This window comes from Negadavirga shengliensis (genome assembly GCF_042652345.1).
In the GTDB taxonomy this organism is placed as follows: domain Bacteria; phylum Bacteroidota; class Bacteroidia; order Cytophagales; family Cyclobacteriaceae; genus Negadavirga; species Negadavirga shengliensis.
In genome coordinates, this window is sequence record NZ_JBHSJJ010000017.1 from 36,283 (window position 1) to 55,726 (window position 19,444).

20 protein-coding genes are annotated in these 19,444 nt (G+C 45.6%); 16 read left to right on the top strand and 4 right to left on the bottom strand.

Annotated elements, in window-relative coordinates:
• Nucleotides 1-65 precede the first annotated feature (65 nt).
• The gene (locus tag ACFPFU_RS21695; RefSeq protein WP_377068080.1) at nucleotides 66-1,280 is read left to right on the top strand and encodes an arginine deiminase; all 1,215 of its coding nucleotides are present in this window, start codon (nucleotides 66-68) and stop codon (nucleotides 1,278-1,280) included.
• Nucleotide 1,281: 1 nt separating this feature from the next.
• On the opposite strand, the gene ACFPFU_RS21700 is transcribed toward ACFPFU_RS21695, so the two are convergent.
• Nucleotides 1,282-4,047, bottom strand: coding sequence for a putative LPS assembly protein LptD (locus ACFPFU_RS21700; protein ID WP_377068082.1), 2,766 nt, complete (start codon nucleotides 4,045-4,047; stop codon nucleotides 1,282-1,284).
• A gap of 63 nt (nucleotides 4,048-4,110) precedes the next feature.
• On the opposite strand from ACFPFU_RS21700, the gene ACFPFU_RS21705 reads away from it, so the two are divergent.
• From ACFPFU_RS21705 to ACFPFU_RS21715, 3 genes are all read left to right on the top strand, one after another.
• Nucleotides 4,111-4,911, top strand: coding sequence for an N-acetylmuramoyl-L-alanine amidase family protein (locus ACFPFU_RS21705; protein ID WP_377068084.1), 801 nt, complete (start codon nucleotides 4,111-4,113; stop codon nucleotides 4,909-4,911).
• 93 nt (nucleotides 4,912-5,004) lie between these two features.
• Nucleotides 5,005-6,633 carry an acyl-CoA carboxylase subunit beta gene (locus ACFPFU_RS21710; protein WP_377068086.1) on the top strand — a complete coding sequence of 543 codons (1,629 nt, stop codon included), beginning with the start codon at nucleotides 5,005-5,007 and terminating at the stop codon, nucleotides 6,631-6,633.
• A 64-nt stretch (nucleotides 6,634-6,697) separates the two neighbouring features.
• Nucleotides 6,698-7,543 (top strand): transglutaminase-like domain-containing protein, encoded by an 846-nt coding sequence (locus ACFPFU_RS21715; protein ID WP_377068088.1) that lies wholly within the window; start codon nucleotides 6,698-6,700, stop codon nucleotides 7,541-7,543.
• On the opposite strand, the gene ACFPFU_RS21720 is transcribed toward ACFPFU_RS21715, so the two are convergent.
• Complete coding sequence (locus ACFPFU_RS21720; protein WP_377068090.1) at nucleotides 7,540-8,118, bottom strand: redoxin domain-containing protein; 579 nt, start codon at nucleotides 8,116-8,118, stop codon at nucleotides 7,540-7,542. The genes ACFPFU_RS21715 and ACFPFU_RS21720 overlap by 4 nt on opposite strands.
• 38 nt (nucleotides 8,119-8,156) lie before the next feature.
• Nucleotides 8,157-8,786 (bottom strand): 4'-phosphopantetheinyl transferase family protein, encoded by a 630-nt coding sequence (locus tag ACFPFU_RS21725; RefSeq protein WP_377068092.1) that lies wholly within the window; start codon nucleotides 8,784-8,786, stop codon nucleotides 8,157-8,159.
• A gap of 46 nt (nucleotides 8,787-8,832) precedes the next feature.
• On the opposite strand from ACFPFU_RS21725, the gene ACFPFU_RS21730 reads away from it, so the two are divergent.
• Genes ACFPFU_RS21730 through ACFPFU_RS21745 form a run of 4 tightly spaced genes read left to right on the top strand, consistent with a single transcriptional unit; the run spans nucleotide 8,833 to nucleotide 11,472 of the window.
• On the top strand, nucleotides 8,833-9,741 hold the full coding sequence (locus ACFPFU_RS21730; RefSeq protein WP_377068094.1) for a WD40 repeat domain-containing protein: 909 nt from the start codon (nucleotides 8,833-8,835) through the stop codon (nucleotides 9,739-9,741).
• 4 nt (nucleotides 9,742-9,745) lie between these two features.
• Nucleotides 9,746-10,630 carry a DivIVA domain-containing protein gene (locus ACFPFU_RS21735; RefSeq protein ID WP_377068096.1) on the top strand — a complete coding sequence of 295 codons (885 nt, stop codon included), beginning with the start codon at nucleotides 9,746-9,748 and terminating at the stop codon, nucleotides 10,628-10,630.
• On the top strand, nucleotides 10,630-10,995 hold the full coding sequence (gene folB / locus ACFPFU_RS21740; protein WP_377068098.1) for a dihydroneopterin aldolase: 366 nt from the start codon (nucleotides 10,630-10,632) through the stop codon (nucleotides 10,993-10,995). Before ACFPFU_RS21735 ends, folB begins: the two co-directional genes overlap by 1 nt.
• A 15-nt stretch (nucleotides 10,996-11,010) precedes the next feature.
• Complete coding sequence (locus ACFPFU_RS21745; RefSeq protein ID WP_377068100.1) at nucleotides 11,011-11,472, top strand: DUF4268 domain-containing protein; 462 nt, start codon at nucleotides 11,011-11,013, stop codon at nucleotides 11,470-11,472.
• On the opposite strand, the gene ACFPFU_RS21750 is transcribed toward ACFPFU_RS21745, so the two are convergent.
• Nucleotides 11,469-11,783 (bottom strand): HesB/IscA family protein, encoded by a 315-nt coding sequence (locus ACFPFU_RS21750; RefSeq protein ID WP_377068102.1) that lies wholly within the window; start codon nucleotides 11,781-11,783, stop codon nucleotides 11,469-11,471. The two genes, ACFPFU_RS21745 and ACFPFU_RS21750, sit on opposite strands and share 4 nt — an antisense overlap.
• Before the next feature lie 111 nt (nucleotides 11,784-11,894).
• On the opposite strand from ACFPFU_RS21750, the gene ACFPFU_RS21755 reads away from it, so the two are divergent.
• From ACFPFU_RS21755 to ACFPFU_RS21790, 8 genes are all read left to right on the top strand, one after another.
• Nucleotides 11,895-12,416 (top strand): DUF7935 family protein, encoded by a 522-nt coding sequence (locus ACFPFU_RS21755; protein ID WP_377068104.1) that lies wholly within the window; start codon nucleotides 11,895-11,897, stop codon nucleotides 12,414-12,416.
• Between the two features lie 457 nt (nucleotides 12,417-12,873).
• Nucleotides 12,874-14,205, top strand: a complete 1,332-nt coding sequence (locus ACFPFU_RS21760; protein ID WP_377068106.1) for an ATP-binding protein — start codon at nucleotides 12,874-12,876, stop codon at nucleotides 14,203-14,205.
• A 406-nt stretch (nucleotides 14,206-14,611) separates the two neighbouring features.
• Nucleotides 14,612-15,040: a YkvA family protein gene (locus ACFPFU_RS21765; protein WP_377068108.1), complete on the top strand. Its 429-nt coding sequence runs from the start codon at nucleotides 14,612-14,614 to the stop codon at nucleotides 15,038-15,040.
• Nucleotides 15,037-15,756 (top strand): NAD-dependent epimerase/dehydratase family protein, encoded by a 720-nt coding sequence (locus ACFPFU_RS21770; RefSeq protein WP_377068110.1) that lies wholly within the window; start codon nucleotides 15,037-15,039, stop codon nucleotides 15,754-15,756. The genes ACFPFU_RS21765 and ACFPFU_RS21770 overlap by 4 nt, the downstream gene beginning before the upstream one ends.
• Nucleotides 15,757-15,759: 3 nt before the next feature.
• Nucleotides 15,760-16,212 (top strand): D-aminoacyl-tRNA deacylase, encoded by a 453-nt coding sequence (gene dtd / locus ACFPFU_RS21775; RefSeq protein WP_377068112.1) that lies wholly within the window; start codon nucleotides 15,760-15,762, stop codon nucleotides 16,210-16,212.
• A gap of 54 nt (nucleotides 16,213-16,266) precedes the next feature.
• Complete coding sequence (locus ACFPFU_RS21780; protein WP_377068114.1) at nucleotides 16,267-17,769, top strand: ATP-binding cassette domain-containing protein; 1,503 nt, start codon at nucleotides 16,267-16,269, stop codon at nucleotides 17,767-17,769.
• A 43-nt stretch (nucleotides 17,770-17,812) separates the two neighbouring features.
• The gene (locus ACFPFU_RS21785) at nucleotides 17,813-18,139 is read left to right on the top strand and encodes a nucleotide pyrophosphohydrolase (RefSeq protein ID WP_377068116.1); all 327 of its coding nucleotides are present in this window, start codon (nucleotides 17,813-17,815) and stop codon (nucleotides 18,137-18,139) included.
• Between the two features lie 231 nt (nucleotides 18,140-18,370).
• Nucleotides 18,371-19,444, top strand: a complete 1,074-nt coding sequence (locus tag ACFPFU_RS21790; protein WP_377068118.1) for an efflux RND transporter periplasmic adaptor subunit — start codon at nucleotides 18,371-18,373, stop codon at nucleotides 19,442-19,444.

Consider the following 19,444-nt stretch of genomic DNA (forward strand, 5'->3'; position numbering starts at 1 on the left):
ATCAAAGACCATAATCTTTTAGCTAGTTTATTAGATTATTTTTATATTAATAAAAAATAGAGGATATGGATTTAAGGATAAATTCAGAGTATGGGACACTCAAATCTGTGATGGTGCACAGGCCCGGGAAAGAGATAGACCGGCTTACGCCCTACAATAAAAAACTGCTTTTATTTGAAGACGTCCCTTACCTGGAGGAGATGCAGCGCGAACACGATTTTTTTACCACGCTCATCAGACAGAGCACCGGTGCTGAGGTGTATTTGTTTCACGAATTGCTTATGGAAGTGTTGTCGGACAAAGCGCTTTTGTGCCAATTGATGTCTGAGGCACTGTCTGTCTCAAGGCTTGAAAACCTTACGGAAATCTTAATGGAGATGCTTTCCACCTCAGAATGCGCGACCGCTCTGGTAGCCGGAATCAAGGTCCACGAAGTAAAGCGGAAAGTCAAGGATATCCGGCTGGACAATCTGATGGATTTGGCATTTCTGATTCCTCCCAGCCCCAACCTGTATTTTCAGCGTGACACGGCGGCCATTACTCCTGGAGGCATATTTTTTTCCAGCATGAGGATGGAGGAACGGCAGCGGGAAGCCAACATGGTGAGGAAAATTTTTGAACACCATCCCAAATTTAAAGATAAGATAGTACAAAGGTATCCCATTGACGGGCATGGTAGCCCGGCATCTATAGAAGGAGGGGACATCATCATACTGTCCGAAAAAGCTGTCGCCATAGGTAACTCGGAGAGGACGGACGAAAAAGCGATCTACCATGCAGCAAAGAGCCTGATCGCTGAAGGAACGGTGGAAAGGGTTTATGAGGTACATCTCCCCAAAAAACGGAATTTTATGCACCTGGATACGGTCTTTACCATATTGGATGAAAACCTTATCCTGACTTATCCCGATGCATTCCAGGCTGTGCTAAAAACTTCATTGTATACCCTGAAGGAAGACAATGGAGACCAGGTGCATATCAAGAGGACGGTGCTGAAAGAATCCCTATTAGGGATCCTGCAAAAGGAAATCCCTCATTTAGAGATCATCCATACAGGTCACGGGAATCCTGACTATGCCTTGAGAGAACAATGGTATGATGGAGCGAATGTGTTTGGAATCGGGCCGAGAAGGGTCATTTCCTATAACAGAAACAAGTACACCAACAGGGCTTTAAGGGATGTAGGAGTGGAGGTGCTGGAAATACCGTCTTCTGAGTTGTCGAGGGGCTTGGGAGGGCCAAGGTGCATGACCATGCCCATCAGCCGGGCAAAGGTCTGAATCAGAAAGAATCAAAGAAAGATCTTCTTCTGGATACTTTCAAATCCCTTAATATGTTGGATTTTACCCTGATGTCCACATTGTAAGAAGTGAATCTTCCGAAGGGCACCCAGTTTACGTTCATCTGCCAGCAGTGGAGGTCCCGTGCTATCCCAACCATGGTCTGGGTAATCCTTGCAGCAGCCACATCATAGCCGGAATTGAAGTTGATCTTCCATTTGTCCGACAGACTGATGTCGCCTGAGACATTGATGGCCTGCGTGATGTTGGTGTTTCCTGAAGCCGCCTTGTTATAGCTCAGGTTGTAGCCAAAAGTCATGTTCCAGGGAATGGACCAATCAATGTATTGACTCGGATCGTTGGCTATCCGGTCTATCTCATTCTGCACAAACTCATTCATCTGACCTCCCTGGTTAAGGAAATCATTGGTCAGCTCGTCCCTCACTTCACCGGGAGATCTCTCAGACCGGCCGGGGTTCAGGCTCCCGTTAAGGTTCAAAGTGGCACTTCTAATGGCTCCAATTCCCTGCCCTCTTCTGAAAGCAAATTCGTTTATCCTTCTGGTGACTTCACGCTCCCCTTGTTGGAAAGTGGCCGTAGCATAGGGGTCCAGATTGGCGCTGAGGAATACAGAGATTTTGTTTTCCAACAAAGAGGTACGGGTGTTGAGATTCAAGGGGGCGAGGTTAAAGGAATCCACCGCAAAATTATAGTTGGTAGATACGTTCAGTGTCTGGAGCAAGGGTATTTTTTTGGTTTGGACCTCTGCTGTGTCGCTCTCGGTCCGGATTTTAGCTTCCACCACATTCCTGATGTTGATGCTTAAAGATTTTGCTTCCCCCATGGGCGCTCCTCCATAGATAAAACCCTGGTACCGGGACATTCTCTGCGTTCTCCCGTCGGCATGGGTCTGCACCTCCTGATAAAAACCGAAACGGGGATTTGAAAAGTCGGGTGTAGAGGTAAAGCCAAAAGTCGGTTGCATATGGTGTCGGATGGCTTCTATTTTTGACCCTTTTTTGAAAGTGTAGAAGCCATAAATATTGGTGGAGAGGTTAAAGGAAGCGTTGTAATAATTGATGCGGTTAAAACCGCTTTCAAGAATCCTATCCACCCGCTGTTCATCCGGATTGTAATAGTAATTGATTCTGTCCAGGTACCAGAGTTCTGTGAAATTCATGGCGGCAGTGCCTGTGAAAAAGCGGAATAAGGTGAAGTTCGACGAAACCGGCACCGTGTGTCTGAATCCGTTTTCCGCTTCCCGCAACAACTGGGGCAAATTGGCGAAGGTAAATGGCAGAATATCGGGAGCCCCGGGTCGGCCAAGCTCTTCAATTTGTGTTTGCTGGAGATTGGGGTCCACCCCAAATTCCGGCGTGATGCGGTTATTGATGGAGTTTTGGGCATTAAAATTCCAGGCGATGTTCAACGTTTTCAGAGGCTCGAAGCCGATGTTGCGAAAAGGGTTTTGCCGGTTCATGTTGATGGCGATATCAGGAAGGAGCAGGTTTACTTCATCCGTCACCTGGTTTTGAGAATGCCTAAGATTGGCAGACATGCTGAAGGGGGTTCCCACGAAAGTCTTGCTATAGGCAATGTTGGAAGAGAAGTCCGACTGCATGTTTTGCTGGAAATTTGCCTGGTTCAGGATGTTGTCGTTGTAGGACTTTGTGCCGAAGTTGGCGGAAGCCGAAAACCGGGAGTTGCCCCTGGACTCCGGTGTGTGGTTCCATCTGAACCAAAAGGCATCATATTCCAAAGGTACCTCAGCAGTCTCCGGACTTTGGAACCGCTGGTAATCCACATTAAAACCACCCTTGAACCGGTATCGTTTATTGTAAACCGAACCTGTTTTAAGTCCATATCCCCCTTTGGAATAGAGTTCGCCGGTGATTTTGGTATGTATATAATCGTTGAAGGCAAAATAGTATCCAAATTCGCGAAGGAAAAACCCCCTTATCTGCTCTTCACCATAAGAAGGGAAGATGATCCCGGACTCTTTTTCCTCCGGGGTATCCGGAATAATGCCAAAAGGTAACCCCAGCGGTGTGGGGATGTTATTGAAATAGAGGTTAAAAGGTCCTGAAATGACTTGTTTCCCGCGGATGGATTTGATTTTGGCAGAGGAAATGTGCCAGTGCGGTTCCACAAGGTCGCAGGTGGTATAAAAGCCTTTGTGAAGATATATGCTGCCATCTTGTCCCTTTTTCACTTTTTCACCCCTGAGCAAGCCCTCATCCTGTTGGGTTACCACATCGGAGATGATGGCTTTTTGGCTTTTAAAATTATAGCGCATCTCCTTTCTGATCTCGTAGACGCTGGCTCCCTCTTTAAACACAGGCGTACCCTGGACCACCCCAAGACTGTCCTTCAACCCCGATGCATACAGCTCACTCTTTTCCCAATCTATCACAATATAATCCGCATCCAGTCGTATATTACCATACTCGAACCATGCATCATTGTAAAGGAATACCTTATTGGCGGTAAAGTCAGAAACAATGCTGTCTTCGGCGAAATAATTGATCACCGTTTCGATGTCCCCCACTTGCTCGCTGGATTTTTCCAGGTCTTCTTGGGTGACTATCAGGATGCTGTCAGGAAGGACGGGCAAAAGCGTATCGCGCAGCACTTCAGGGTTTATCAGGGTGTCAGGAGCAATAAGTTCCCGTTCCGAGGGCCTGTTGCCTGTTTCCTGTCCAAATAGGCCTGTGAGTGCGAGGGCCGATAAGATTATGGATAGAAAAACGAGCTTAATATTCTGCACCGATTATTTCTGTTTACTTCAAAAATTTATAAATTTTGCGTAAAGTTAATGTTATTAACGTTTATGGAACGAACCAGAGCTAAAAATATTCTTCTAATTTCCCTGCTTACCAGCCTCCTTTTTTTCAGTGGGTTTATACCTACCGGAAAGCATACCGCTGAATTTAAACTAAGGCGTATTGTGATAGATGCGGGGCATGGCGGCAAGGATCCCGGTACCATCGGGAAGGTCTCCCGGGAAAAGGATGTGGCCTTGGCCTTGGCCCTTAAAGTAGGGCAATATGTCGAAGAGCTGTTGCCGGATGTGGAAGTGATTTATACCCGCAAAACGGATAATTTTCTGGAGTTGAAAGAAAGGGCGAACATTGCTAACCGCAACCGGGCTGACCTGTTTATTTCCATCCACTGTAATGCCACCGCCGCTACCACTGTCTACGGGACGGAGACTTTTGTGATGGGGAATAAGAACTTTAATGCCAACTTCGAAATTGTCAAGCGGGAGAATGCGGTGATCCTGCTGGAGGAGGATTATCAGGAAAATTACGAAGGTTTCGATCCCCAGTCACCGGAGTCTTACATGATGTTCAACCTGATGCAAAAAGCTTATTTTGCCAATAGCCTGTCCTTGGCAGAGAAGATAGAAAAGGATTTTTCCGGCCGTGTCAACCGGTATTCCAGAGGGGTCAAACAGGCGCCTTTCTATGTATTATGGACCACCAGTATGCCCAGTGTGCTTATTGAGACCGGATTTTTATCCAATGTCAATGAGGAGCGTTATCTCAACAGCAAGGATGGTCAGACTTACATTGCTTCCGGTATTTATAGAGCCATTAAGGCCTATAAAGAAGAAATAGAATCCCTTTAGTGAATTGATACCGGGGGATTCAACGAAAAAGCGGTAGCTGCACCTACCTGGGGCGGAAATTTCGTATATTCATTTTTATATAATCTTTCATGTATGGATGTGGCTTTTAACAAACTCGAAGACCAACACAGGCAGCTTATATACCGGCTCAAAAAAAAACTGGAGCTTGCAAAGAAGGGCGGAGGAGATAAGCGCATCCAAAAAGAACATGAGAAAGGCAAACTCACTGCCAGGGAAAGAATAAGCTATTTATTGGATGGGGAGAGTGAATACCTGGAAGTCGGGGCACTTGCCGCTGATGGCATGTACGAAGCAGAAGGGGGCTGTCCTTCTGCGGGGGTGGTTACTGTCATCGGGCGGATACGGGGAAGATTATGTGTGGTAGTGGCCAATGACGCCACTGTAAAAGCCGGTGCATGGTTTCCCATGACTGCGAAAAAAAACCTCAGAGCCCAGGAAATTGCCATGGAAAACCGCCTTCCGATCGTCTATTTGGTCGACAGTGCAGGAGTTTATTTGCCTATGCAGGATGAAATTTTTCCGGACAAGGAACATTTTGGCAGGCAGTTTCGGAACAATGCGAAAATGTCTGCCATGGGCATTGTCCAGATCGCTGCCATCATGGGAAGTTGCGTGGCCGGGGGAGCCTACCTGCCCATTATGTCGGATGAAGCGCTGATCGTGGATAAGACCGGGACGATCTTTTTGGCAGGATCTTACTTGGTGAAGGCCGCTATAGGAGAAGTGGTGGATAATGAAACCCTTGGCGGGGCCGCCACCCACTGTCAGATCTCAGGGGTGACGGACAATAAGTACGATTCCGACCGGGATTGTTTGGACGCCATCCGGCAGATCATGGATACGATAGGGGATCCGCAGAAGGCAGGTTTTAACAGAAACACCCCTACGCCTCCAGCAAAGAAAATGGAGGAAATATTAGGGCTTTTTCCTCTGGACAGATCCAAGCCCTATGACATGCTGCCCATTATTGAACGCTTGGTGGATGGATCTGAATTTCGGCAGTATAAAAAGGAATATGGGAAGACGCTGATATGCGGGACAGGACGGATAGAAGGCTGGGCAGTAGGCATCATCGCCAATCAGCGCCAGGTCGTGAAAAACGGAAAGGGAGAAATGCAGATGGGGGGTGTCATTTATTCCGATTCAGCCGATAAGGCCGCGCGTTTTATCATGAACTGCAACCAAAGAAAGATTCCTTTACTGTTTTTGCATGACGTCAGCGGATTTATGGTGGGAAGTAAGGCTGAGCATGGAGGCATCATTAAAGATGGCGCCAAAATGGTCAATGCGGTGGCCAATTCGGTGGTGCCCAAGTTTTCGGTAATAATCGGGAATTCTTATGGAGCGGGGAACTATGCCATGTGTGGCAAAGCTTATGATCCCAGATTGATTTGTTCCTGGCCGACAGGCCGGATGGCTGTGATGAGTGGGGAATCAGCGGCCAAGACCTTGCTGCAAATCAAGGTAGCAGGACTGAAAAAGTCAGGCAAGGTTATAAGCGAAGAGGATGAAAAAGAGCTGTTGGAAGAGATTACCCGAAAATACGAAAACACATTGAGTCCATACTATGCCGCCTCAAGGCTGTGGATAGACGCAGTGATTTCCCCATTGGAAACCAGACAATGGATCAGCATGGGCATAGCTGCTGCTGACCATGCCCCTATCGCGGAGAAGTTTAATCCAGGGGTTATTCAAACCTAATGGAGACTACAGCCGTAAATCATTACAGACACCCAAAGAAAAACCAATTACTTTTCCTTTGATAATGGGCCACAAACTGACGGAAAATGAACTGAATGCTTTGGTTTCCTTATTGGATGATTCGGATCAGGAGGTAAAAGAACATGTACGGGACAAAATCATTTCCTTGGGAAACGAAGTGATCCCATTTTTGGAAAGGAAATGGGAGAGCAGCTTCAACCCCGAATTGCAGAAAGAAATTGAGGAATTGGTGCACGAGCTCCAAATTAACCTCATGAAACAAAGGCTTCACCAGTGGCATGCCTCCAAAGACAGGGATTTGCTTACCGGGTTATGGATTATCAATACCTATTTGTATCCGGAATTGGAATTTGAGGATTTGAATGCCGCTATGCAGCAGATCTATTTCGAAGTATGGACTTCTTTTAACAGCGATTTGCCCGCATATGATAAGATAAGGATCATCAACAATGTGCTCTTCAATGACCTGAAATTTTCCGCCAATACGAAGAACTTCCATTCTCCGGGTAACAACATGATAAAAAACGTGTTGGAAACCAAAAGGGGCAATCCTATCAGCTTATGTGCGGTATATCTTCTTGTGGCCAACAAGCTGGGCTTGCCCATTTATGGGGTAAACTTGCCCAATCTCTTTGTGCTGACCTATAAATCCGAAAAACTTGGTTTTTATATCAATGCTTTTAACAAAGGTTTGATTTTTACGCGCCAGGACATCCACAATTATCTGGAGCATTTGAGGATAGCGCCCAAACCGGAGTACTTTGAGCCCTGCGAAACCATTCATATCATCAGAAGGACGTTGAGAAACCTGGCTTTTTCTTTTGAAAAGATCGGGGAAATGGACAAGGCCAAAGAAGTCCAGCTTTTATTGGAAATCGTGGAAGCTTAATGAAACCTGATATTGCAGCCTACTGCACGGGTGGTGGTGGGGCTTGGTCGTCTCCTGTTGAGAATATTTTGGATAGCAGCATCCAAATAGTGCACGGACGCGCTTTCGGCAGACTGGGCATTGTTGTCTATGGCTCCTTTATAGGCGACAGCGTAGCCGGTGGGCCCGGATGTGAGCACCACAGCTTCGGGGATTTTGGAAACGCCCATCATTTTTGTAACCGACTGGTCCGGGTCTGCAAGGAAGGGAAGGGTATAGCCTTTTTCTCTGGCCCTTTGCCCCATTTTTGTAGTGCTCTCATCTTCCCCCTGTCCGGTGTGGGGGTTAATGAAGGCGAAGGCAACGGATTCAGCCGAGAATTTTTTTTGCAGCTCCAATACCCTGTCTTCGTAAAGTTTGGAGAAGGGACAGCCCACGCTGGAAAAAACGATGACAATGGCCTTCGAATCCCTATGTTGTTCAAGGGAAAACCCCTTACCTGAAACCACATCCATCAGCTCAAAATCAGCTATTCGCTGGCCTAAAAGAGGGGCAGCCATCAGACACAGGGCAGTCATTAACACTAACTTGTTCATTGCAAACAGCGGTTTAGCAACAAAGATAATCAAAACCTTCACCAAATGGTGTACGTGAGAATCGTATCATTTTCCACCTCCACTTTCACCAGATAATGGTGATCGGCAAATCCCGAATCATAGACCTTGCCTTTGATGGTAGTGCTGTCCTTACGGAAAGGCTGAAGCAGGATGTTTTTCCTGAGGCTGATCCCCTTTCTTCCCTGACACTTGAAGATGGTTTCCTTAGCGGACCAAGCCATGGTATAAAGAAAAGGGTCATTTTCCAGAAATTCCATTTCTTCCATATCCAGGTATTTGGGGCCGAGCTTGACCGTTTTTTCCCTGATCTTTTCCAGGTCAATCCCCACAGGCATCTCTTTATGAAAAATGGCCGCAGCCATATTTCCCGTATGGGTAAGGGACACATGGCCATACCCGTCCATCGGATGGGATTTTCCATGATGGTCTTTATAAAACCCCGGATAAGGCAGCTGGATGGTTTCCAGAGCGGATTTAATGGCCATTCTCGCTCCTTTCCATTCCATTCTTTTTTGGGGATGACTGATATTAGCGAAAGACAATTTTTCCCGAAAACTTAAAAATTCCAACGATGCGCCGTTCTGCTCTTGAATATTGTTTACAGCAAACGCAGACAAAGGACTGATTTTTTCTATTTTTGTTCGCATATTTACCCAAAATAGTGAGCTTGGTGATAAAATACATATGCAATATATGTCAAAAATTCAAGTAAATAAACTTCATACCCTTACAGGCCACAATCATTCAATTTTCGCACTGACGGATGGGATTGCCCCTCACATGTTTTATACAGGATCCGGAGATGGTATGGTGGTGGAGTGGGATCTTTCTCAACCCGGGGATGGCAGGCTGCTTGCAAAACTACCGGCTTCTGTATATGCACTTTGTGTGGACAGAAAGCAGGGTATATTGTATATAGGCCAAAATTTCGAAGGGATCCATGCGATCGACTTGGAGAGCAAACAGGAAATCTGGTCTTTGAAAATCACTTCAAATGCCATTTTTGATCTAAAAATCGTCGGAAATCTGTTGTTGGCTGCCACCGGTGACGGTGTCTTGGTGGTTTTGGACCTAAAGGAACGCTCCCCTCTGAAACACATCAAAGTAAGCACAGAAAGTCTGAGGGTCTTGGCGATGGATCCTTCCCATTCGCAATTGGCAATAGGCTCCAGTGACCACACCGTAAAAGTTTTTTCGCTTAAAGACTGGGAGCCGGTGGCCCTTTTGGCCGGACACACCAATTCGGTTTTTGCCCTGGACTTTTCCCCTGACGGAAAGGTGCTTATAAGCGGAGGGAGAGATGCCCATTTGAAGATTTGGGATACAAACGGTTTTGGCGAGATCCAAGATATCGTGGCACATATGTATGCAATCAATTACCTGTCTTTTCGTGATGATGGCAGATATTTTGTAACTTGTAGCATGGACAAATCCATTAAGTTATGGGATGCCCGCGAGTTTAAACTATTAAAAGTCATTGATAAAGCCAGACATGCAGGTCATGGGACCTCAATTAACAAAGTGAAATGGACGGCTTACCATCAGCAAATCGTAGCGGTGAGCGATGACCATACCATTTCCGTCTGGGAAATAGAACTTTAACCCTATGAAGATAACACCTTTGGACATTCGTCAGAAGTCCTTTGAAAAAAAAATCAGAGGATATGATAAAGATGAAGTAAATGCCTTTTTGACTTTTCTGTCCCAAGAATGGGAGAAAATGATGGAAGAGCGAAACATGCTTCAGATGAAATTCGAGCAAGTGGAGCGGGAGGCTGCCAAATTGCGGGAAGTGGAGGAGTCGCTTTTCAAAACCCTTAAGACAGCGGAAGACACCGGCGCCAGTATTATTGAACAAGCCAACAAAACCGCCGAGTTGATCCTGAAGGAAGCGCAGATGAACGCGGATGCGCTGAGCGCGGAATCCAAAAACAAGGCCAAAAACACGGTGGAAGAGGCAGAATCACAGGCCAAAAACATCATAGAGGATCTTAAAGAGGATATTTCCGTGCTGGTGGAGAACTATGAAAGACTGATGACCCAGCGGGAAAATCTTCTGAAGAACCTGAAAACGCTGGCCACCGGTACCCTGGACAATGTCAAAAGTTCCCAGGAGATTTTTAATGACGTGGATATTTCCGTCCATTCCAAAGCTGTTAAGGAGCTGCAGCGCAAAGAAAAGGCTTATTCAAGTATGGGAAGAAAGCAACAGGCGGTCCAATTCGAGGAAAAGGATGAGATAACCGAGGAAGATAGGCGTGAAGACGACAGGAAGGCTGAATATGTAGAAGAGCAGCCTGAGAAAGAGGCGCCCGCGGAGGAAAAACCTTTTGATGCAGAGAACCGCCGGGACTCCCCCGAGATCCCGGAAGAAGAGCCGGAGGGAAAATATGCCGAAAATGAAGACAAAGAGGAACCTTTGGACAGTTCCACCGGCGAAGATAAGGACAAGAAAAGGAAGTCGGGATCTTTTTTTGACGAATTTGACTGATGGGTAGGGTTGCACTTGAAGGAATAGAGTTTCATGCCTATCATGGCGTTTTTTCCGAAGAAAAAAAACTGGGAAACCGGTTTACGGTAGATATCCAGGTGGATACGGATTTTCACCGGGCCATGATCGATGACGACTTGAAATATACGGTGGATTATTACAGACTTTACCAGATAGCCAAGTCCCACATGCAGGAACCGGTGAAATTACTGGAACACCTGGCGCATCTGATGGTCCAGGATATTTTGAAGATTTACCCGAATCTGATAAAGGTCCGGGTAGTGATCAAAAAACATAATCCTTCCCTGGGAGGCGTGGTGAATTATTCCGTGGTGGAAGTGAAGTATCCGGACGATTACCAATAGTTACTGTTTCCGGTAATGTATACAAAAAACCAGGTTAGCAAAACAAAACAGGCATTCTGGACGATTTTCGGCCAATATCTCAAGCCGGTGCCTTCAGCAGAGGGAGCCAAAGTCCAATGGCAGAACTATAAGACCGGAATCAAAAAGATATTTTTCAGAATGCGTGCCGAGAAAGATTTTGCTTCTATAAGCATAGAGATCACCCATCCCGATCCTGATGTCAGGGAGCTTTTTTTTGACCAGTTCGAGCAGTTCGGAAAATTGCTGGAGATGGAAACCGGGGAAAGCTGGGAATGGGAAAAGGAGGCGGTGGATGAATACGGCGGTGCCCTGAAGCGGATAGGAAAAAGGCTGGAAGGGGTAAATGTCATGAACGAAGAGGACTGGCCAGCCATTATTTCTTTTCTTAAACCAAGAATTATAGCACTGGACAGATTTTGGGCCAACGTCAAATACGGATTTGAAGGATTGGTTTAAAGATCATGCCTTTTGGGAATGCCGGCGTTGGTGAAGGTAAAGCCCCGTGCATCATTTCCTTCGTAAAAATCCACCTGCATACCCATCAGAAACATCACATGTTTTTTTTCTACGAGCACGGAAATGCCCTCGAAATCGAATATTTGGTCTCCTTCTTTGGCTTTGTCAAATCCCAATATATAAGACATGCCGCCACAACCACCCCCTTTAATTCCCAACCGCAGTGAATAGTCTTCCGGGATGTTTTTATGCGCCATGATGTTTTTGATCTCCTCAAGTGCCTTTTCAGTGATTTTTACAGGAATTAACATGTTGGATAAATGCTTTTTGCCGTTGAATGGTTCAAAAATAAAACATAAAATAGGTGGGCACATAGCATAACTCTACATAATTTTGGATATTGAACCCGAAATCTGAAAAGCATGGAATACATTATGGATCTTTTAAAAGTTATACTTCCTGCAGGATTGGCCATCTATGGCATGTATATCGTGGCAGTGTCATTTTTGAAAAAGGACAGGGAAATGAAGTGGATGGAACTGAAGACCAAAAATACGGAACTGGTGTTGCCCATTAGGTTGCAGGCCTGTGAAAGACTCTGCCTCCTTTTGGAAAGGATCATGCCCAATAATCTGGTAAGACGCGTGAATGACCCTACCTATACAGCCGGGGAACTCCATAGCAGGCTGGTTTCAGAAGTGAGGAATGAGTTTAACCATAACTTATCCCAACAGGTTTATTTTTCAGACGAAGCTTGGGAGGGGGTGCGGAATGCCGTGGAACAGGTGATCTCTATCATCAACCGGGCTTATCAGGAAGTGGATGCCAATGCGAAGAGCATAGAATTGGCCAAACATATCTTCCAAATTTCCCTGCAGCAGAAAAATGATTTTGTAGCGTTGGCCTTAAAGACAGTCAAGTCGGAAATAAGAGTTTATTTCTGATAAATTGCCGAGAAAACCGGGATCACTATGGAAATAATCCAGATAATTGGGAAGAGGAACGAAGAAAAAAAGTCGAACGTGGTGGAATTTGCTGCATGACGCATATTGAAAAGATTAAAATATGCCGTAACATTAGGTATAAGGAAGCGGGTGATTAGTTGTATTAGAACCAGTATAACTATCAAGTATACTTTAACCGCGGTAGATAGGAACTTGGATGCAAATGCTCACCTGCTTATACCCTGAAGTCATACCTCATCGTGAAATGTCAACCTCACAAACGAATGTTTGCGGACACCTATAAAAAATAGAGAAACTGAGAGTAAATGGCACGTTTAGTTTTTTTCTAATGCTACACCCTAATATAAAAAAGCAAAAAACCTATCCGGTTTTTCGGGGAGCCATTTCTTGTCAACGCTTGACAAAAAATGTATCTTGGTCGCTTTATTCAGCGAATATGCCCGAAACACAAAACATAGAATACAAAAGTGCTTGGCGGGACGAATACCTAAAATGGATATGCGGTTTTGCCAAAGCGAATGGGGGTACTATTTTTATCGGAAAAGACGACAAAGGCAAAGTGGTTGGCGTGGCCAATGCCAAAAAGTTGTTGGAAGAAATTCCAAATAAAGTGCGTGATGTTTTAGGAATTTTGGTTGAAGTAAATATACACGAAAGCAAACAGGGCGAATATCTTGAAATTGCTGTAGAACCTTATCCCAATGCAGTCAATTACAAGGGGCAATATCATTACCGAAGCGGAAGCACAAAACAAGAGCTAAAAGGTGCTGCATTGGACAAGTTCCTGTTACTGAAAAAAGGCAACCTTTGGGACGGTGTTCCCATCCCAAAGGTTTCTGTAAAAGACTTGAAACAGGAAGCGTTTGAGTTTTTTCGCAAACGGGGTTTTAAAAACAAACGCCTTTCGGAAGACAGTTTAACCGATAGCAATGATCATTTGCTTGAAAATCTGAAACTCATTGAAAACGGATATTTGAAACGAGCCGCCATTTTGCTTTTTCATCCCGATCCCGAAAAATTTGTGACAGGTGCGTACATCAAAATCGGGTATTTTGAAACGGACGCTGATTTACTTTTTCAAGATGAAGTTCACGGAAACTTGTTTGAACAGGTTGAAAAAACAATGGAAATTTTGTTTGCTAAGTATTTCAAAGCGTATATCAGCTATGAAGGAATACATCGTGTTGAAACATTTGAATATCCTGAAGATGCCGTCCGGGAAGCAATATTGAACGCTGTTGCCCACAAAGATTATTCGGGCTACACGCCTATTCAAATCAGCGTTTACAAAGACAAAATTATGATTTGGAACGAAGGACAGTTGCCGGAAAATTGGACAATGGAAAAATTGACGACAGGCAAGCACCCGTCAATTCCTTACAATCCTGACATTGCCAATGCTTTTTTCAGAAGTGGTTATATTGAAGCGTGGGGACGTGGATTTTTAAAAATGACCGCTCAATGCCTTACAGCAGGACTTCCCAAACCGCTTTATTATTACGAAATGTCGGGGTTTTGGGTAGTTTTCAGAAAAGATATTTACAATGCAGAATATTTAGAATCGCTTGGACTGAACGACAGACAAGTGAAAGCGGTTTTGTACACAAAAGAAAAAGGTAAAATCACAAACAGCGACTATCAAACATTGAACGACATTTCAAAAAGAACGGCCACAACAGAACTTACCGAATTGTCAGACAAGTTTAAGGTCCTTGTTAAAACAGGAACTTCGGGAGCGGGAATTTCCTACAAAGTAGTCGGGCAATAATGGGGCAAAAAGGGCAATAATGGGGCAAAAGTTGGGCAATAAAGGCAAGAAAGTTTTCGCATTTATCAATGCCTTATATCATTATTTGTGAATAATTCGTATTAAATAAACACATGAAATCGAGCATGAAGGAATCGTCACACGGAGGGAGATTATCTATCATGCGAGATTCTCCCGAATCAGTTCGGGACAAGCTATCCCGACCTGAGGTGCGGGACAAGTTATGACCATTGAAAAACAAAATATAGACAAATGAAATCAAGCATGACGGAACCGTCACAAACTGGGATGCCCCGATAGCCCCGATAGCTATCGGGGGGGGGAAACATGCGAGATTCCATGCCTGCATGCTGAAGTGCATTACGGCACGCAAGCATGTGGCCTATTAAGAACAAATTATAATCATATGAAAAGAAGAGAGGAATATCAACGCATCCTGGAGAAAGCCAAACTGCTCTATTTAGAGAAAGCGGCGAGGATTGCATCCTGTGATAAAAAAATCAGGAAACTGATTGAACGGGTTATGCTCAAGTGGCAGGAGCTGGCTGCGAGCCCATTGTTTATGGAAACCAGATTTCAAATCGAGGTTTTTATCAGAATGCTGCGGGCCCATCTGAATAAAAGTTATTCAGGCCTATCCAACAGATCGCTGGCCTTGCTGGTTTTGGGCCTTTTCTATTTCGCCCTTCCGCTGGACATGGTACCGGATTTTATCCCGTTTGTAGGTTATGTGGATGACCTGTCGGTATTGCTTGCCATCTATAAAAGCCTCCAGGCCGATATACTCTTGTTTTTGGAATGGGAAAAAGCCAAATCAACCGCTGAGCCACGATGAGCCAAATCGCTATCGTTACCGGAGCTTCCGGCCTGGTGGGCATGCAGTTGCTTCATCGCTTGTTTCGCGATGAAAAATACGATTGGGTCGTTGTGCTGGGGAGAAGGGAACTCACGCTAAAGCACCCGAAGTTGGTACAGCTAAAAATTGACTTCGAAAAATTGGACGGACTGGATCTTGTGGCGGCTATAAGGGAGAACGACAGGGGCGGGGATTACCAAAACCTGGTTCAGCATCTGGAAAAGGGAAATGGCACCATCCACGCCTATTCTTCTTTGGGGACGACCATAAAGGATGCAGGCTCCAAAGAGAATTTTTACCGCATAGACCATGATTATGTAGTGGGTTTTGCCCGCTGGGCTCACCGTTTGGGGGCAAAAAGGTTTCTGTATGTGAGCGCCATAGGCGCAAATCCCCGTGCAAAGGTTTTTTACAACAAGGTGAAAGGAGAGGTAGAACACGACCTCAAGTCTATTCCCTTTGAATACCTGGGATTGTTTCAGCCGTCATTATTATTAGGCAACAGAAGAGAATCGCGGTTGGGCGAAATTGTGGGAGGGGTTTTGCTAAAAGGTTTGAACCTGATCGGATTGTTTAGAAAATATAAACCCATTTATGGTCACCAAGTGGCCAGGGTCATGGTAGAGCGGGCCGGAGATGCGGATCGGCAGGGCGTGGAAACCATCTCTTCTACAGAAATGCATAAGTTAACTTAAATCATGATTGCAGTTTTACAGCGGGTAAGTGAATCTTCAGTAAGTATAGACGGAAACATTAAAAGCGCGATCAAAACCGGACTCATGGTGCTGTTGGGAATAGAAGAGGCGGACGAAATGGAGGATGTGGAATGGATATGCAAGAAGACGGCCCATATGCGAATTTTTCCGGACGAAAAGGGCGTGATGAACAAAAGTATATTGGAGGTCGGGGGGGATATGCTTGTGATCAGCCAGTTTACCCTGCATGCAAGCACCAAAAAAGGGAACAGGCCCTCCTACATCAAAGCCGCCAAACCGGAAAAAGCCATTCCGCTGTACGAATCCTGCCTCAGAAATATGGAAAAAGTATTGGGTAAGCCTGTGGCAAGCGGCGAATTCGGAGCCAATATGCAGGTTTCATTGATAAATGATGGACCGGTTACTATTATTTTGGATTCCAAAAACAAAGTATAGAAAAACCCCGAACCAAGACGGGTGGATTAAAGAAAGCAAAAAGAAACGTAACTGATGGGTGATACCGGTATTTTTTTGGCCATACACAACGGCACCGTTAAACATTTCGGAAAAACCATTTTTCAGCAACTGGATTTTCGGATGAAAAACGGCGAAAGTTGGGCCATATTGGCTGCTTCAGGAGCTGAAAAAACGGCTTTTTTAGAAACCCTCATGGGAAGGACCTCCCTGGTGGAGGGGCACCTCGAAATGCCTTTTGCCCGTAGCTATCAGGAAAAACGTGCAAAGGAAGGAAAGATCAACAGTTTCCGGGATTTGGTGGCTATGGTGTCACAGAAATATGCATTCAGGGATAAAACCAACCTTCAGAATTTTTATTATCAACAAAGATTCAACAGCAGTGAATCCGAAGAGGCCGACACCGTGGAGCGCTACCTCGGGAAGGTGGAGGCTGCAGAGACAGAGCCCTGGGACCTGCGGTCAGTAATGAGACTTTTCCGTCTGGAACTTTTGAAAGACAAGTCATTGATCAAACTCTCCAACGGTGAAACAAGAAGGCTGGCTTTGGCCGCGGGGCTGCTGAAAAATCCCAAGCTTTTTTTGATGGACATGCCCATGACGGGTTTGGATGTGGATACCCGGAGGGATTTTGGAAGAATCCTGGAGTGCATTATCCGGTCGGGAATTCAGGTGGTGATGACCACCACCGCCACCGAAATACCAATGGCCATCAATAAGCTAGGGCTGCTGAGGAATGGCCGGATCGAGGTGATCCAGGACAAAATATACCTTCTGCAATGGGAGCAGCAAAACAAAAGTAATAATCTGCAGAGCAATGGAAAGCTGAAGGAATTGCTTTCAGGTTATCCTCATTCCTCCTTCAGCAAGCTGGTAAAACTGAACAAGGTAACCATCAAATATGGAGATAAGATCCTATTGGATCGGGTATGCTGGGAAGTCCATCCGGCTGAGCGATGGCTCATTAAGGGGCATAATGGGGCAGGGAAATCCACCTTGATCAGTCTGATCCTGGGGGAAAATCCACAGGCCTATGCCAATGACATGGTGCTTTTTGATAGAAAGAGGGGAACGGGGGAAAGCATCTGGGATGTAAAAAGACCTACCGGCTTTGTCTCCCCGGAACTGTCCCGCTATTTTCCAGCCAACCAAACCTGTCTTAAGGTGGTTCTTTCAGGATTGTTTGACACGGTCGGCCTTTTCAAAAAGGTTTCTGCCGCGGAAGAGCAGCTGGCGGGGTCATGGCTGGAAGCTTTTGACCTTACCCATGTGGCCAGGTTAGGCCTTCATCAGGTAAGTCTGGAAGATCAACGCTTCTGTCTTTTGGCGAGGGCAATGATCAAAAAGCCACAACTGTTGGTGCTGGATGAGGCAGCTCAGGGTATGGATGAAGAACAGCGGGTGCGTTTCAGGAATACGGTGGATCTTTTTTGCAAAGAAACGGGACTGGCACTGATCTATGTGAGTCACTATGACGAAGACGTTCCCCAGACGGTGGATAAGAGGTTGGTATTGGAGGAGGGCAGGGTGGTATCATGACCGCACTCTGCCAAAATAGAATGTAATCATAAACGCAATAAATATGAGCATAGAAGAAGCCCAACAAAAAGTGGATGCATGGATCAAAACCACCGGGGTAAGGTATTTTAATGAGCTTACCAACATGGCGATTCTGACCGAGGAAGTAGGGGAGGTGGCGCGCATCATATCCAGAAAATACGGCGAGCAGTCATTTAAGGAGAGCGACAAGGAAAAAGACCTGGCGGATGAAATGGCTGATGTACTGTGGGTCCTGATCTGTCTGGCCAATCAGACGGGAGTGGATCTTACCAAGGCATTGGAGAAGAACTTCGAGAAAAAATCCGTTCGGGATGCGGATAGGCATAAGAAAAACAAAAAACTGAAGTAACCGAAAAAATGACGGTCAATGATTTCATCTGAGCCGCAAATGACGGAGGGTTTACTTGTTTTTAAATTTTTTAAGAAATAATTTTTCATAAAAAAAGCCCATTCAGTTGCGTTACATTTAATTTTTTAGTTACTTAAGAACCTGATGACAATCATACGCCTATGAACGTCCATTAGGCGCGTGTATTAAATACATAGTATAAACCATAGAGATAATTTAACTTTCGAGCCCATGAAGCTAACCGGTTATTTTTATTTTCTTCTTTCGCTGTCGATGATTTTTATGGCTTGTGAAGATGAAGAGCAGAAAAGCGAAGAAATTCCAATGGAATCCTTTAGGGAGGAAGTGCAGGCCACTACAGTGAAGGTGGGGCATTCCGAACAGAAATCTTTTGATTACCTGATCAATGCCACCGGAAAAATAGAGGCGGCCAGCCAGGTAATGACGGTCGTGGAGCGGTCAGGATATCTTGTAGAACTGCTCGTAACTGAAGGACAACGGGTCCAAGCTGGAGAGGTCATTGCGAGGTTGGACAATTCGGAGAGCAAATTCGAATGGGAAAAGGCGCAGGTCGAACTCCGGTCCCGGCTGGCCGAATATGAAAACCAGCGGATTGGTTACCCCTCTATATACAACCAGCAGGACACTTCTGTGATAAAAGCGTGGGATGATCGGTTAAAGGCTTCCAGTGGGGTTCTCACTGCAGAAATAGCCTTGCGGGAGGCCGAACTTAATTTGGAAAAGTCAGTCATCAAAGCCCCCATCTCCGGAACAGTGGCGGATGTCAAAATTAAGAAGGGGAGTTTGGTAAACAACGGGGATGAAATCTGTGAAATCCTGACTACGGGCGAATTGCAAATGCGGGTGAAGGTCCTGGAGTCTGATATCGGTTATATCAGGAAGGGGCAGCTGGCCGAAGTATACCCGGTTTCAGGCGGGGTGGAAGGACTGATGGGAACCGTTTCGAGCATCAATCCCAAAGTGGATGAAAACGGGCTGGTGCAGGTTACCCTTGCCTTAAAACACCAAGGCCCCTTACTGCCCGGTATGAATGCCAGGGCCGTGATCCGGGCACCCCAGAATAACAGTTTGGTGGTGCCGAAAGAGGCTGTGGTTTACCGATCCGGCAGACCCGTTGTTTTCACCATTGAAAACAACGAAGCTATCTGGAACTATGTGGAAGTGGGTAAAGACAATGGCAGGGAGATGGAAATTTTGGATGGGCTTACTTTCAATAAAGAAGTTATCGTCAGCAACAACGTGCAGTTGGCCCATCAGGCACCTGTACAGATCGTAAAAGATTAA

Bases quoted from the DNA above. Each gene is read 5' to 3' on its own strand.
- ACFPFU_RS21695 (WP_377068080.1), top strand. From the start codon at position 66: ATGGATTTAAGGATAAATTCAGAGTATGGGACACTCAAATCTGTGATG.
- ACFPFU_RS21705 (WP_377068084.1), top strand. From the start codon at position 4,111: ATGGAACGAACCAGAGCTAAAAATATTCTTCTAATTTCCCTGCTTACC.
- ACFPFU_RS21710 (WP_377068086.1), top strand. From the start codon at position 5,005: ATGGATGTGGCTTTTAACAAACTCGAAGACCAACACAGGCAGCTTATA.
- ACFPFU_RS21715 (WP_377068088.1), top strand. From the start codon at position 6,698: ATGGGCCACAAACTGACGGAAAATGAACTGAATGCTTTGGTTTCCTTA.
- ACFPFU_RS21720 (WP_377068090.1), bottom strand. From the start codon at position 8,118: ATGAACAAGTTAGTGTTAATGACTGCCCTGTGTCTGATGGCTGCCCCT.
- ACFPFU_RS21725 (WP_377068092.1), bottom strand. From the start codon at position 8,786: ATGCGAACAAAAATAGAAAAAATCAGTCCTTTGTCTGCGTTTGCTGTA.
- ACFPFU_RS21730 (WP_377068094.1), top strand. From the start codon at position 8,833: ATGTCAAAAATTCAAGTAAATAAACTTCATACCCTTACAGGCCACAAT.
- ACFPFU_RS21735 (WP_377068096.1), top strand. From the start codon at position 9,746: ATGAAGATAACACCTTTGGACATTCGTCAGAAGTCCTTTGAAAAAAAA.
- folB (WP_377068098.1), top strand. From the start codon at position 10,630: ATGGGTAGGGTTGCACTTGAAGGAATAGAGTTTCATGCCTATCATGGC.
- ACFPFU_RS21745 (WP_377068100.1), top strand. From the start codon at position 11,011: ATGTATACAAAAAACCAGGTTAGCAAAACAAAACAGGCATTCTGGACG.
- ACFPFU_RS21750 (WP_377068102.1), bottom strand. From the start codon at position 11,783: ATGTTAATTCCTGTAAAAATCACTGAAAAGGCACTTGAGGAGATCAAA.
- ACFPFU_RS21755 (WP_377068104.1), top strand. From the start codon at position 11,895: ATGGAATACATTATGGATCTTTTAAAAGTTATACTTCCTGCAGGATTG.
- ACFPFU_RS21760 (WP_377068106.1), top strand. From the start codon at position 12,874: ATGCCCGAAACACAAAACATAGAATACAAAAGTGCTTGGCGGGACGAA.
- ACFPFU_RS21765 (WP_377068108.1), top strand. From the start codon at position 14,612: ATGAAAAGAAGAGAGGAATATCAACGCATCCTGGAGAAAGCCAAACTG.
- ACFPFU_RS21770 (WP_377068110.1), top strand. From the start codon at position 15,037: ATGAGCCAAATCGCTATCGTTACCGGAGCTTCCGGCCTGGTGGGCATG.
- dtd (WP_377068112.1), top strand. From the start codon at position 15,760: ATGATTGCAGTTTTACAGCGGGTAAGTGAATCTTCAGTAAGTATAGAC.
- ACFPFU_RS21780 (WP_377068114.1), top strand. From the start codon at position 16,267: ATGGGTGATACCGGTATTTTTTTGGCCATACACAACGGCACCGTTAAA.
- ACFPFU_RS21785 (WP_377068116.1), top strand. From the start codon at position 17,813: ATGAGCATAGAAGAAGCCCAACAAAAAGTGGATGCATGGATCAAAACC.
- ACFPFU_RS21790 (WP_377068118.1), top strand. From the start codon at position 18,371: ATGAAGCTAACCGGTTATTTTTATTTTCTTCTTTCGCTGTCGATGATT.